The organism is Bartonella elizabethae F9251 = ATCC 49927, assembly GCF_000518165.1.
Classification (GTDB): Bacteria; Pseudomonadota; Alphaproteobacteria; order Rhizobiales; family Rhizobiaceae; genus Bartonella; species Bartonella elizabethae.
This window is the reverse complement of record NZ_JADB01000014.1, coordinates 1-13,849: the sequence shown is the minus strand read 5'-3', so window position 1 is coordinate 13,849 and position 13,849 is coordinate 1. Positions and strand designations below refer to the sequence as shown.

The 13,849-nt window shown below is 38.3% G+C and carries 9 protein-coding genes and 1 rRNA gene; 5 read left to right on the top strand and 5 right to left on the bottom strand.

All coding sequences use genetic code 11. From position 1 onward, the window contains the following. Positions 1–929: 929 nt before the first annotated feature. A complete protein-coding gene (gene alr, locus T429_RS0107185; RefSeq protein ID WP_005774888.1) occupies positions 930–2,045 on the bottom strand; it encodes an alanine racemase in 1,116 nt (371 codons plus the stop codon). Positions 2,046–2,669: 624 nt separating this feature from the next. On the opposite strand from alr, the gene T429_RS0107175 reads away from it, so the two are divergent. Continuing rightward, positions 2,670–3,500, top strand: a complete 831-nt coding sequence (locus tag T429_RS0107175) for a ferredoxin--NADP reductase (RefSeq protein WP_005775309.1) — start codon at positions 2,670–2,672, stop codon at positions 3,498–3,500. Positions 3,501–3,851: 351 nt separating this feature from the next. Here the strand turns inward: T429_RS0107175 and eda are convergent, their stop codons facing one another. Continuing rightward, the gene (gene eda / locus T429_RS0107165) at positions 3,852–4,517 is read right to left on the bottom strand and encodes a bifunctional 4-hydroxy-2-oxoglutarate aldolase/2-dehydro-3-deoxy-phosphogluconate aldolase (RefSeq protein WP_005774890.1); all 666 of its coding nucleotides are present in this window, start codon (positions 4,515–4,517) and stop codon (positions 3,852–3,854) included. A gap of 112 nt (positions 4,518–4,629) precedes the next feature. On the opposite strand from eda, the gene trhO reads away from it, so the two are divergent. The 3 genes from trhO (at position 4,630) to T429_RS0107140 (ending at position 8,892) form a co-directional block, all read left to right on the top strand. Continuing rightward, a complete protein-coding gene (gene trhO / locus T429_RS0107160; RefSeq protein WP_034456068.1) occupies positions 4,630–5,547 on the top strand; it encodes an oxygen-dependent tRNA uridine(34) hydroxylase TrhO in 918 nt (305 codons plus the stop codon). A 1,548-nt stretch (positions 5,548–7,095) separates the two neighbouring features. Next, positions 7,096–8,229, top strand: a complete 1,134-nt coding sequence (locus T429_RS0107145) for a type III PLP-dependent enzyme (protein ID WP_005775308.1) — start codon at positions 7,096–7,098, stop codon at positions 8,227–8,229. 78 nt (positions 8,230–8,307) lie between these two features. Next, positions 8,308–8,892, top strand: a complete 585-nt coding sequence (locus T429_RS0107140; RefSeq protein WP_026500932.1) for a GNAT family N-acetyltransferase — start codon at positions 8,308–8,310, stop codon at positions 8,890–8,892. A 790-nt stretch (positions 8,893–9,682) separates the two neighbouring features. Here T429_RS0107140 and T429_RS0107135 read toward each other — a convergent pair. The 3 genes from T429_RS0107135 to T429_RS0107125 all read right to left on the bottom strand — a co-directional run bounded on the left by T429_RS0107135 (position 9,683) and on the right by T429_RS0107125 (position 12,924). Beyond that, positions 9,683–11,254: a DHA2 family efflux MFS transporter permease subunit gene (locus T429_RS0107135; RefSeq protein ID WP_005774895.1), complete on the bottom strand. Its 1,572-nt coding sequence runs from the start codon at positions 11,252–11,254 to the stop codon at positions 9,683–9,685. A gap of 42 nt (positions 11,255–11,296) precedes the next feature. Beyond that, a complete protein-coding gene (locus tag T429_RS0107130; RefSeq protein ID WP_005775306.1) occupies positions 11,297–12,373 on the bottom strand; it encodes an HlyD family secretion protein in 1,077 nt (358 codons plus the stop codon). Between the two features lie 158 nt (positions 12,374–12,531). Next, positions 12,532–12,924, bottom strand: coding sequence for a Fur family transcriptional regulator (locus tag T429_RS0107125; protein ID WP_026500931.1), 393 nt, complete (start codon positions 12,922–12,924; stop codon positions 12,532–12,534). Between the two features lie 813 nt (positions 12,925–13,737). Here T429_RS0107125 and T429_RS0107120 point away from each other — a divergent pair. Beyond that, positions 13,738–13,849 (top strand): 16S ribosomal RNA (locus tag T429_RS0107120); the annotation flags it as partial.

Sequence of the window (13,849 nt, the reverse complement as noted above, 5' to 3'; positions counted from 1 at the left end):
TTGTAAGCGATAGGTATACTCTCCTTTTTTCTATCGTATGACATGGTTTGAGTTGACTAGGTGCATCGGTTATTTCTAAGCCAGCCAATCTCCATATAAACGAAAGCAAAACCTATGGGGAGAGGGGTTACAGTTTATTACATGGGGTGTGACATGCTATTCTCACTAAGAAGACTATGACTGGTTGAATAAATTCACTTTTAGTGTTTCTGACTATAAAGGTGTGCGAAATTCTGTTGTTGTATCTCGTCAACCTTTCAGATTTTCGAGCGAAGAATTGTCTAAATATTTCTCTTCTATCGGCTCTTTATGAAGATGACGCAAAAAATATGGATGAACACCTGTTAGAATAAGTAAACATAAAGCCAAATGGTGTTATGGTTGTTTTTTACAGAGTCCCTTAATAAAAAGCTCACACATTTTTCTCGTTTATTGCAAATCAGTTTTTGACTTTATGGCTTAATTTTTTTAAGAGCGCGTGTGCTTTAGCTGTTGCCCATCAATCAATATCCAAACCTAACATAGCAGCATATTTGCGCCAGAGAGTGAGGCAAAAAGGGCTTTATGAACAGTTCCAGCTTTTTCATGGCTGTATGCCAGATGAGGGAGGGGGATTGTCTATCTTTGTTGGAGTCATCTTTAAAGTTGAAAGACAATCTCATTTTGCAAAAATGTAAAAGCTTTAAAGGTGAAAATCAATCCTCAGTTTATCATCTTCGTTCATTTATGGGAGAAAAAAGTTCAATTTTTGTGTTTTGGGTGACGTTTACTTTTATAAAACAGCTCATTAACTCGCCTATTTTGAGAATTTTGTAAATGGGTGGTATCTCATGAACATGGTATATGATTGATTGTTGTAAAATCTTTCGTAAAAGCTCTCTGATTTTCTAAAGTGATGATTTGTAGCGGTTTATTTGTTTAAAGAGCCTTTAGGTGTAAATGTATTTATAGCGTGATCCAAGGGATGTTAAAATTTCATTGGGAAGGGTGTTGGCATCTAGAGATATTTTTTCAAGTGTTTGATGGGGACCAATGAGTTCTACCCAGTCACCTGTTTGAGGCTTTTGATCAAGATCGGTTGTATCTACAATAATGGAATCCATAGAAACCCGTCCAACCATGGGAAGTTTGTACCCATTGAAATAAACAGCTCCTTTATTTGAAAGAGCACGAAGCCAACCATCTGCATAGCCAATAGAAATGGTTGCAAGAGTGCTTGGTCTGTTGGTTATAAAGCTTTCTCCATAACCAACAGGTTTTCCTGCACCAACAATGCGATTTTGAATGATTTGGGCTTCAAGTTTTAAAACAGGTTTTAGAAGGGACGGGTGTTTTTCTGAAGGGTCAATCCCGTAAAGTGCAATACCGGGGCGAACAAGATCAAAATAAAAATCTGAGCCTAAAAAAATACCTCCAGAATTCGCAAAGGAAACTTTACAAGGGGGGAGTTGTGCAAGGGCAGTTTTGAAAGCAGTCAATTGGGCATAATTTGATGGCTGGGTATCATCTTCTCCATTAGAAAGGTGGCTGAGAATATATTTTATGTCTGCGGTTTCAAAAATTGTAGGGCGTTTGATGAGTTTTTGTAATTCTTTTTGATCAAGTCCTAATCGGTTCATATGGGTATCGATTTGAACAATTGCTGGAAATTTTTTATCCTTTTTTTGACAAATCTTTTGCCAAATTTCAATGGCATTCCAAGAGTTTAGGACAGGAACAATACCAGACTGTGCGACAAACTCTTCTGCTAAGTGTGGAAGTCCATTTAGAAGAGCAATCGTGACATCTGGTGGTAAAATGCTTTTTAAGTGCAATGCTTCTCTGATTTGAGCAACAAAAAAAGTACGACAACCCGCTTGATAAAGGGCAGGAGCAATTTTGTGAGCGCCTAGCCCATAGGCATTTGCTTTGACAACTGCTGAACATTGTGTTGGCGCTACACGTTTGGCTAAAGTGATATAATTGGCAACAATGGCACTGACATTAATGGTTGCGACAGCGGCATAGAGGTGTGGATTTATTTCATCATTAGCGGATTTATTCATTTTTAAATCTTATCTGTGTTTGTGCGTACGGCTTTTTCTTTGGTTACGTTACAGAGGTTCCTTAGGATACAAGGAAAAGATACTGTTTGCGACGGTCAAAATCATAAATCTCCCATACTGAATTATGTACCATGAAATCGTTTTTTATGTAAAATGATACTCTGGATATAAGAGATATTTTAGTTTTATTTGTGTTGTTAGCAATACGGTACCTTCTGATAGTTTGTAGAACATAGGTTTTTGTTTTTTACTTGTTTTCTCTTGTTGAGGCATATTAAAAAAATAAAGCATAATTTATTGTATTGTATCATTTTGAAGAGTGCAATGTTATGCTGTTGGTTGCGGATGAGGTTGTTTTGATGAACTTGCAGGGCTTTCTTAACAAGAGAAAATATGCGTTGTGTGTTAAAAGCGAAGAAAGTGTAGTGATTGTTTAAGGCTCAAAATTTTTATTTTTCTTTGAATATGATTTGTATTGGCGTTTTCTTCATGCGATTGATTTGGACATAAAAGTGTTAATCTTAAGACTTTTGTTTTAAGAAAATTGTTGGCAGATGGTGATGCACGTACTATATCACGTCAGGGATTCGAAATTTAACGTTCAATAAAGATATGGGGAAGTGTATGAATACGTCTGCTACCAATGTTCCGTCAAACAGCAGCAGCGTTGCTTCAAATTTTCCGATTCCTGAGAATGTATACGCTCTTACGGTTCAAGAAGTTTATCATTATACAGATCGTTTGTTTAAATTTCGCCTGAATCGTCCGGAAAGTTTTCGTTTTCGTTCGGGTGAATTTGTTATGATCGGTTTGCCAAATGCAAAAAAGCCGATTTATCGTGCTTATTCGATTGCAAGTCCCTTTTGGGATGAACAGCTTGAGTTTTTTTCGATAAAAGTTCCAGGAGGGCCATTAACTGAGCATCTGCAAAAAATTAAAATTGGTGATACAGTGCTGATGCGTAAAAAATCTACAGGAACGCTGGTTCTGGATGCTCTTATCCCTGGAAAACGCCTTTATCTCCTTTCAACTGGTACGGGGGTTGCTCCTTTTGCAAGCCTTATTCGTGATCCGGATACTTATGAAAAATTTTCAGAAGTTATTCTTATTCAAACAACGCGTGAAAAGAATGAGTTGACTTATGCAAAAGACCTTGTTTGCTCTTTGCAACAAGATCCACTGATTGGGGAATATGCACAACAGTTGAAATTTTATCCTATGACTACGCGCGAACCTTCCGAGCATATGGGACGCATTACGACTGTTATGGAGAGCGGTGTTTTTTTTGAAACGACTGGTTTACCGAAAATTTCTCCTGATGAAGATCGCGTGATGATTTGTGGTTCTATGGCAATGTTAAAAGATTGCGCAAGGATGTGTGAAGGTTTTGGTCTTGTTGAAGGGGCGAATAATGCTCCTGCGACTTATGTTGTAGAGCGCGCTTTTGTAGAGTGATGGTAGGGGCTGGTGTTTTTTTAAGAAACCGGCTTGTTCAAAATTTCTCCTGATGAAGATCGTGTGATGATTTGTGGTTCTATGGCAGGCGTTAAAAGATTGTGCAAGGATGTGTGAAGGTTTTGGTCTTGTTGAAGGGGCGAATAATGCTCCTGCATCTTCATGTTGTAGAGCGCGCTTTTGTAGAGTGATGGTAGGGGCTGGTGTTTTTTTAAGAAACCGGCTTGTTCAAAATTTCTCCTGATGAAGATCGTGTGATGATTTGTGGTTCTATGGCAGGCGTTAAAAGATTGTGCAAGGATGTGTGAAGGTTTTGGTCTTGTTGAAGGGGCGAATAATGCTCCTGCATCTTCATGTTGTAGAGCGCGTTTTTGTAGGGTGAGAGGGAAGTTTTGATGCAGTATGCGCTAACGCACTAATCGAATTCCAGTCCTTTATAGCAATGAGCTGTTGGGGTGCTATCCAAGAACCGCCAACGCAGAAGACGTTAGGAAGTTGGAGCCATTGTGTTGCACTTTTTTGTGTTATACCGCCTGTAGGGCAAAAGAAGATTTCAGAAAAAGGAGAGGCTAATGCTTGGAGGAAGGCAAGACCTCCAGCGACTTTGGCAGGGAAAAATTTAAGATATGAATAGCCTTTGTCTAAAGCTTGCATGAGTTCACTTGGGGTCATTGCACCAGGAAGGAGCGGAACTTCACTATTTTTTGCACAATTGATTAATTCATTGGATAATCCAGGGCTTACGATGAATTTTGCTCCAGCTTGTTCGGCTTGTTCGTAGTGTGTTGTGTTGAGAATTGTTCCAGCCCCAACAATAGCTTCAGGGACTTCTTGTGTCATTATCTGAATTGCTTTGAGAGCATGTGGTGTTCGCAAGGTGATCTCAATTGTTTTTAATCCGCCTTTGACAAGAGCTCGTGCTAAAGGTACAGCATCTTGTAAATTGTTGATGGTCAAAATAGGTATAACGGTTTGTCCTTGGAGGTATGATAAAAGGGTTTCTCTTTTTTGGCACATAATGTTCTTTTTTCGAGATGATATTATTTATATCGTTTAATTAAGCACAATATGTTAAAGAGTAAATGAATAGATCTTGAAATTGGATGAAACGCGCGTTATGGCAAAAGACATGGAAAAGAATTTTAAAGTTGCTGCACTTTATTGCTTTGCAGATTTGAAGCATTATCGTCAATTACAGAAGCCTTTGCAGGATTTATGTCGGGCAAAGGATATCAAAGGGACCCTCCTTTTAGCACAAGAGGGAATTAATGGAACTGTTGCTGGTTCTTGTGAAGCGATTGAGGCATTGATCGATTTTATTACGGCTGAGCCAGCGTTTCAAACGCCGGAAATTAAATATTCATGGGCATCAAAAATGCCTTTTCATCGCATGAAAGTGCGGTTAAAAAAGGAAATTGTAACAATGGGCGTTGAAGGGGTTGATCCGCTAAAAGTTGTTGGGACTTATGTGGAGCCTGAAGAGTGGAATGCTCTTATTCAAGATGAAGAGACAATTTTGATCGATACCCGTAATGATTATGAATATGCAATTGGGAGTTTTCAAGGAGCGATTGATCCACAAATTAAAACATTTCGCGAATTTCCTGAATGGGTGCGTCAACATGAAGCTGTTTTGAAGAAAAAAAAGAAAATTGCTATGTTTTGTACAGGCGGTATTCGGTGTGAAAAATCAACAGCGTATGTTCGTGAACTTGGGTATGACCAAGTGTACCATTTAAAAGGAGGAATTCTCAAATATTTGGAAACAATTCCAAAAGAGGAAAGTTTATGGTGGGGAGAATGCTTTGTTTTTGATGAGCGGGTTTCTGTTCAGCATGGTCTTGAGGAATGTGGACGCGAGCTCTGTCGCGCATGTCGTTCTCCTTTGAATGCTGAAAGCAAATTATCGCCTCATTATGAGGAAGGTGTTTCTTGTGAGGCTTGTTATAACACGCGTAGTGAAGCGGATAGAGAGCGTTTTCGTGAGCGCCATAGGCAATTTCAATTGTTGAAGTTGCGTGCAATTGATGCGCATCAAGGAACATAAGGATTACTGTAGCGCTTTAAATTTCAGCTTTTTTCTCTTAAATTTAAGAGAGAAGCATCTTTAATCTTCTTAGAAAAATATCGTATAAGACCGAATGTTATTCGGTCTTTTTCTTTACATTAATTTATTGATTTATAAATAATCATTATAGATTGTTCACTTTGCTTTATTTGATAGGAGATTGTATCTTTTAAATATTTTTCATTTTAAAATAGAAAAGCCGTTGATGAACAGTCTAGAACATTGATTTATAATAATTTACTGTTTCTATATTGAATCAATTAAAAAATCCATGTCTTTTGCACGTTACAAGCGAGGAAAGTCCTGTAGAGTAAAAGGATACAAGAAAGATATGTCTCTTATGAATCTTCTTAAATATCAAGAGCTATTGCACATTGGTTCAGTGCGTGATGATGATCTGCTCGCTCTTTTATGAAGCTTCAAGATGGTGAAACGCAGTTGAGTTATACCATATCGACTCTATTACACAGTGATTTTACATGATCTCTTGCTTTAAGGATAGAGTGAAATAGATGTTGAAAGTACGGGTGTTTTTTTAGGATATTAGTGAGCAAGATAAGGGGTGTTGGGGAAAGGATATCATTATCTTTAAAGATGCTGCTGCTTCAGCCAAGATATCCCTAGATTCCAATGTTGGGACTCCTTGCATTTAAAAGCGATTTATAAAAGGTATTTTACTCTTTTTTCAACTTTTTTGGTGCCACACGCTGTTTTACACTTGTGATGTGAAAAAAATGATTTTGATTGATGCATTTGTAAGAGAGGAGGAAATGAAAGTATTTTAAGATTGGATTTTTGATCTAAGGTTAGAATAATGAAAGTATCAATTATAAATGAATGTGTTGAGTGTGATATGTTGCATTGTTTTCTATGGATGATGTTGGAAAAATAGAATGAGAAAGCTAAACAAGAGGCGCTTTTAAAGCAAGATTGTGATTTCTGTTGTAAGGATTGTGTAGGGGAATGATCTCATAAAAGTGGGCGGATGGCTTTATCTGGTGGCGGAGAGTGTTGCTTTTTAGCATCATGTTCTCTTTAATAATTAAAAAATGTTTAAAATTAAAAAAATGATTGAAATGAGAGAGGATTCGTTTTATAGGACTCCTTGCCCAAAGTCGCACGTGCCTGTGGGTGTCCGCTGGTTCTCAAATGGTGAGGTCAACCGGTACGGTACCTGGAACTAACCGCTCCAGTCATTCTTACAGCCAATTGCAAGAATGAGGACATCTTGAAGCAACGACGGTGCGGGCCTTTCTGGTGTCTTCCAGCTTTTAAATGCTGGGATTACTATAGAGGCACACCTCATTGCCTTCAGTGCGGAAGTAGTTTTCTCAACTCCAATCAAAAAGGCAGATAAAGTAGAATGACGCGGTTTTCGCGCTGTTCTTTCGCTGCATGCAAAGCTAATTTCTGGTTTTTTGTAATCAGAATGGGGATGGTTGTTGTGTGTTCTTTGTCTTTTGGTTCTTGGCAGTTTTGGCTGTCCAAGCATAGAGTGGGGGAGCTTTCCCTCGAGGAGAATTGCAGATGGCAACGCAACGTATTCGCGATTTTCTTGCAACACATCGTTCTGAGGGTCCATGCTTAATTGTTGACCTTGATGTTGTCCGTGAAAATTATTTAAATTTTGAAAAAGCGCTTCCGCAGTCTCGTATTTTTTACGCAATAAAGGCAAACCCAGCCCCTGAGATCTTGCGTTTGCTAAGTTCTTTAGGATCTTCTTTTGATGCGGCTTCTGTTGCAGAAATTGAAATGGCTTTAAAAGCAGGGGCAACGCCCGAGCGTATTTCTTTTGGGAATACAATTAAAAAAGAGCGTGATATTGCGCGTGCCTACGCATTGGGGGTTTCACTTTATGCCGTTGATTGTGTTGAAGAAGTGGAAAAAATTGCGCGTGCTGCTCCTGGAGCGCGGGTTTTTTGCCGCGTTCTTACCGATGGAAAAGGTGCAGAGTGGCCATTGTCACGCAAGTTTGGTTGTGTCCCTGCTATGGCGGTTGATGTGCTAAAACGCGCATACCAATTAGGTTTGCAAGCTCATGGTGTTTCTTTTCATGTTGGATCTCAGCAAGTTGATCTAAATGCGTGGGATCGTGCTTTATCGGATGTGGCTGGGGTTTTTAAAAATTTGGAACAAGAAGGTATTTCACTGAAGTTGGTGAATATGGGGGGTGGTTTCCCAACGCGTTATTTAAAAGATGTTCCTACAGAACAAGCTTATGGTACGGCAGTTTTTGATTCATTAAAAAAGCATTTTGGTAATCGTATTCCTGAGACAATTATTGAGCCAGGGCGTGCGATGGTTGGCAATGCGGGTGTTATTCGCACAGAAGTTGTTCTGATCTCTAAAAAAGCTGATAATGATAATGTCCGATGGGTTTATCTTGATATTGGAAAATTTAATGGTCTTGCTGAAACGATGGATGAAGCCATTCGTTATCCTATTGAGACCCCTCATGATGATAAGGTTATGGAGCCTTGTATTTTAGCTGGACCAACATGCGATTCGGCAGATGTTCTCTATGAAAAAACACCTTATCCGCTTCCTTTATCTCTAACGATCGGAGATAAGATATTGATTCATGGAACGGGTGCTTACACAGCAACTTACGCATCTGTTGCCTTTAATGGTTTTGAGCCTTTACGATCGTATGTGATCTGAAATTTCCTTGTAACGATAGGTGTTTTTAGATTTTTTGGCTGTGCTTGTCATTGCACTATAAGAGGGTGGGTCATCGAGATGAACATGATTAATTTTCAAACAAAAAATGGGGCATGTTTTACACTTTTATTGGAGCAAGAAGCAGACAAGCCTTATCGAGAAATTTTGCTTGATGCAACAATGGGGCGTGGACGTAAACGTAAGTCATCAGAGGCTTTACGTCGTGGTCGGTTAGCGGCTAAAGGGCTTTCTTTTGTGGTTAAAAATGCGCTTGGTGAGCTTGTGGGGAGTGTGCGTCTTTGGCATGTGTCTTTTTTTAAAGAAAAAAATGAAACACAACATGCTTTACTTTTGGGACCTTTGGCTGTTGCTGCTGAATGTTCTGGTATGGGAATAGGATCAATTTTAGTCCGCCATGCAATTGAAACAGCCAAAAAATTAGGATATGGCGCTATTTTATTGGTAGGAGATTTTGAATTTTATCAACGTTTTGGTTTTTCAAATCGCTTAACAGAAAATTTGGCAATGCCTGGTCCTTACGAAAAGCATCGTTTTCAAGGCTTGGAACTGATACCACACTATCTTTCTGGTTGTTATGGCACTTTGGTTGCGAGCGGAGAACGAACCGTTTCTAGGCGTTTTCAGCATCATAAAGTGGCTTGAAGATTGTATTCATTCCGTTTTTCAACCCTGTGAGCATTAAAAGAGAGCCTATTGGCAGGCAACAAAGGGTTTGTACAGAGCATAAAAAAATAAAATCACATGTTTGAAAACTTCTTAAAAAAACATATTCTTACTTCTTTTCTCTAAAGAGAATAGATTCTAAAGACAATGTTTTTCAAATGGTATGAGCGTGTCGAATACAGGATTCTCATTTCAAATTTTATATGCAGAAGCAAAAAATCATTGCTCTATATAGAGTAGCAGCCTCTGATCGTAAGGAAATAATGGGGACGTAAATAAAACTCAAAAGAATCATCAATCTTTTATGAAATACTTCAAAGAAAGAGGGGACCATGGAAAATAGAAAAAGAAAAAGGTGATCTATTCTGGTAAGCTTAAAAAGAGTGAAGTGCACAGAATCTTACAGGAACGTTTTTATGAGGACAGTAGCGTAAAATAGATTGTCCGAAAGATGAGAAATCTCATGAGAGGGAAAATATTTTTTTAATAGTTTTTTTGCCCTATGGTGAGAAATCAAAAATATTACAGAAAAAGCTACTTTATTTTCTATGGTGTAGAGCCCTTATGATCAAGTCTTTATTTTAGTATCCTCTCATCTAAAATAATTTTTCATATGAGAAGTTATTTTTTACTGTCTAAAGAGTCATACATTGCAAAGAATTTTTATCAGAAAAAGGCGTTTAGAATCATATGTAGATTTATCTTATTCCTTAAGGGACGTTAAAGTTATCGAGAATAGGAATAAGGTATTTCTCACTTTAAATTAAACTCAGTGACTTGGTGTCGAATCAGTGAGAGGTGGTATTTTTTTGAGAAAAATAGTCATAAATGTCAAAAGACCAAAGATGATGGTGATGATAAAGAAAATATCACTCAAAGCCATAATCATTGCTTGGAGGCGCGCTATACCAAATAGCTGAGAAAGAGCAAGCGTATGCGAATCAAAGGTTTCTGTTTTGAAGAGTAAAGTAAGCTTTGAAAGCATTTCAGTTGCTTGTCTATTTGCGTGATTGAGCGTTTCGGCTATTCGTTCGTAATGGAAATCTGCACGTTTTGTCATGAGAGTGCTGATAATGGCAAGCCCTACAGCTCCTCCCAGATTCCGTGTGAGATTAAAAAGTCCAGAAGCATTTTGCATGCGTTCTGGTGGAAGTGTTCCCAAGGCAATGTTATTAACAGGAACCATACATAACATGACAGAAGCACCACGGAAAACTTGTGGCCAAAAGAGTTGCCAAAAATCCCAGTTGTCTGTGATAGAACTTGCCATCCAAGTTCCTATTGCAAAGCCCAAAAGTCCTATCGCCATCATCAAACGTGCATCCATTCTTGCGGAAAGATATCCGGCTAGAGGGGCGGTTAATAGCATGACGAATCCTGAAAGAAACAATGTTTCTCCTATCATGAGGGCATCATAATGGCGGATTTGGCTTAAATAGACAGGGTAAAGATATGTGAGCCCATAAAGACCTATTCCCAAAGAAAAGGAAAAAATGGATGCAGCAGAAAAATTAAAATTAGAAAAAGCCGTAAGATCAACAATAGGCTCTTTTGCCGTAAAAGCACGCCAGAAGAAGAGGGCGGCAGACAAAATCATGATAATGAACAAATCCCGAATCAGCCGATCATTTAACCAATCATGGCGTGCCCCCTCTTCTAGTACATACTCTAAAGTTCCTAGAAAAATAGCCATAGAAATGAGTCCCAACCAATCAAATTTAGCCATGAGAGATGGGTTTGCTTTATCAAAATCAATTAATTTCCAAGCGAGAATTGAAATAATAATCCCAAAAGGCACATTGATGAGAAAAAGCCAGTGCCATGATAAGAGATGACAAAGATAACCGCCGATCGTTGGACCAATCGTGGGGGCGAGTGTTGCGACGAGTCCAACAATAGGGACGACAACTGGACGTTTGGAAGGCGGAAAAAGGACATAAGAGGCAACAAAAACGCTTGGGATAATTCCTCCACCAATAAAACCTTGCAAAGCACGGTAGATAATCATCTCTCCAATGGATGTTGCTGTTGCACAAAGAATAGAGGTAATCGTAAATCCGATCGCCGAGATCGTAAAGAAAACGCGTGTTGAAAGCAATCTTCCTAAGAAGCCAGAAAGGGGTAACATGATGACTTCAGCGATGAGATAGGAGGTTTGAACCCATGAAATTTCTTCAGAGCTTGCAGCAAGACCCGCTTGAACTTCAGCTAAAGAAGAGGCAACGATTTGGATATCCAAAATAGCCATGAACATGCCAAAGGCCATTACGATGAAAATCACAATGTTACGGATTTCTATGCGCTCTTGAGACTGTATGGGTTTTGGTATGGAAGATGTCATAATAATAAGGTCATTTTCTTGTTGTTATAAGAGACTTTTATTTTATGGTTGTGTGCGTGTATCAACTTCTACTGAAACACTCATTCCCGCTCGGATATGTCCGGTCTTTAAGACTTCTTCTGGAATAGAAATCCGTACGGGAATGCGTTGAACAATCTTTGTAAAGTTACCAGTGGCATTTTGTGGAGGAAGAAGAGAAAAAACAGCACCTGTCGCGGGTGAAATAGAAAGCACTGTTCCTGTAAAGACCTCCTTTTTGAAGGCATCAACAGCAATATAAGCTTTTTGTCCCGCATGAATATTTTGCAACTGTGTTTCTTTATAGTTTGCTTCAATATAAAGCGCATGGATAGGGACTAACGCTGCAAGACGTTGACCATTTATAACAAAATCTCCCCTTTTTGCTGTTAAATTTCCTATAATTCCATCAAATGGCGCGCGTATAATGGTTGAATCAAGATCACGTTGTGCTTTTTCACGTGAAAGTTCTAAGCTCTTTGTTTGACTTTCTGTTTCATTTCGTTGTGCTTCTAGTACCTGGATATTGGCACGTGCAGCAGCGATTTGTGCATCCGCCCTATTAACATTAGCAATGGCTTGTTCATAGGCTGATTGGGCATCATCAACATCTGATTGAGGGGCATAACGATTGGCTTTCAGTTCTTTTACACGTTTTAAGGTGAGTTGTGCATTGGTTGCTATGGCTGAAGCGGCTGCTTTTTGTGCTTGTGCATCATCTAAAGCACTGTGAGCAGCTGTAATTTGTGCATCAATGCGTAGAAGTGTTTTTTTCTGTGTATTAAGATGCGCTTTTGTTTGATCTAAGGCTATTTGATAATCACCATTGTCTAAGTAAAATAAAACATCATCCTTTTTTACAACTTGATTGGCTTTAATCGCTATTTTTTCAATATATCCATTCAATTTAGGTGCAATAGCTGCGATATCTCCTTGTACATAAGCATCTTCAGTGGAGAGCATATAACGCCAATGTGTTATCCACTTATAGCCAAACCAAAGAACAAAAAGTGCAAAGACGATAAGAAGAGCCTTGATTACTTTCTTTTGTTTCGTTTTATTGAAATTTTTGGTTGAAAAAATTGTCTCAGATATGGACATGATTTTATACTTTCAATATTTATGTTCCAACGAGTGTAATAAGTCCCTCACTCTATAGGCTAGGGTGATATACATGCAAGGACAGTAAGAGCTTTTCAAATAATAAGGCAATCCTTTGCAACATAATGCTAAATATATGAACTTGCAAGTTTAGGGTCTTATTTTGTTACGCATTTTTTACAAAGACCTCGTACCTCTAGAGTGCTTTTGTGTGCTTGGAAGTCAAAAGCTTGAACCATTTGTTTTAAACTTGATACAATCGTTTGATTTTGTATTTCATTAACTGTACCGCAGTTTTCGCAAATGATAAAAGTTGTAAGTTCGTGTTGACATTTTTCAGGATGTAAACAGACCATAAAGGCATTTACACTTTCAAGACGATGAATACATTTTAATTGTACGAGTTTTTCTAATGCACGATAAACTTGGAGAGGGGCGCGAAAACCTTCTTCGCGTAATTGGTCAAGAATCGCATAAGCACTTAAAGGCCCTTTTGCATTCTTTAAAGTGTTCAAAACCAATGTTTGGTTACGCGTCAGTTTAGAGGACATAGACATCTTCTTCCTTTTGCTTTCATGGAAAATCATAAAGCGTGTAAGGTGTTTATGCAATGGTGATTATAGAAGATGTATCCTGTCTTTGAGTCTTTTACATGATGCGCTTCATTTAAGGAGATTTATAGTCATTATGAGAGGAGGGAGGCTTATGATCTAACAGCCACCATTATCCCGCAAGAAACTTTCATGTAATTCGTCTTTATGATTGATCGGTTTTGGTTATTTATGTTTTTTTAGAAGTGTCTTCTTTTTCTTAAGTTCTTCTGTTTTTTAGGTTTTATATATATATTTTTGGTAGACCTTTTATTGAAATAGTTTTTTTTGTATTCATATTTTATTTTAGAAAAAAAGTAAAAAATGATATTGACTCTTTTGTTGAAAGAGTACTATATACGGGGAGTAACGAGAGCGGTTTCTGCTTGCGATGGTTGGTTTTGCTCTTGTTTTATGAACTAAGACTTATCATATATGCGGTGTTTTGCCTTTTAGGTTTATATTTTACACTTTTTAGTGTATGGTATTTTTTGGTTTGATTTACGGTTTTTTTTAACTGTATGTTCTTTGACAAGAGAAGAAAGAAGAAAGAGAAACGTGGGCGGCATAGTCTGCGGAGATCTTAAGATTTTAAGATTTCGAAAAGAATATGGCGGCACGTTTTTTTTAGAGAAGATGTTAATACCGGATCTAATAATTGATTATTAGATTGGTGTGTAAAAATATGTTCTCGTCGATTCAAGCGTGACCATTTAATTGGTGCTCTTTAGTTTTAAGGAGCAAAAGACCAAATATTAAGCCAAATCGAATTTTCAATATGAGAGTTTGATCCTGGCTCAGAACGAACGCTGGCGGCAGGCTTAACACATGCAAGTCGAGCGCGCTCCTTTTGGAGCGAGCGGCAAACGGGTGAGTAACGCGTGGG

Bases quoted from the DNA above. Each gene is read 5' to 3' on its own strand.
- eda (WP_005774890.1), bottom strand. From the start codon at position 4,517: ATGTGCCAAAAAAGAGAAACCCTTTTATCATACCTCCAAGGACAAACC.
- T429_RS0107175 (WP_005775309.1), top strand. From the start codon at position 2,670: ATGAATACGTCTGCTACCAATGTTCCGTCAAACAGCAGCAGCGTTGCT.
- T429_RS0107140 (WP_026500932.1), top strand. From the start codon at position 8,308: ATGAACATGATTAATTTTCAAACAAAAAATGGGGCATGTTTTACACTT.
- T429_RS0107125 (WP_026500931.1), bottom strand. From the start codon at position 12,924: ATGTCCTCTAAACTGACGCGTAACCAAACATTGGTTTTGAACACTTTA.
- trhO (WP_034456068.1), top strand. From the start codon at position 4,630: ATGGAAAAGAATTTTAAAGTTGCTGCACTTTATTGCTTTGCAGATTTG.
- T429_RS0107130 (WP_005775306.1), bottom strand. From the start codon at position 12,373: ATGTCCATATCTGAGACAATTTTTTCAACCAAAAATTTCAATAAAACG.
- T429_RS0107135 (WP_005774895.1), bottom strand. From the start codon at position 11,254: ATGACATCTTCCATACCAAAACCCATACAGTCTCAAGAGCGCATAGAA.
- T429_RS0107145 (WP_005775308.1), top strand. From the start codon at position 7,096: ATGGCAACGCAACGTATTCGCGATTTTCTTGCAACACATCGTTCTGAG.
- alr (WP_005774888.1), bottom strand. From the start codon at position 2,045: ATGAATAAATCCGCTAATGATGAAATAAATCCACACCTCTATGCCGCT.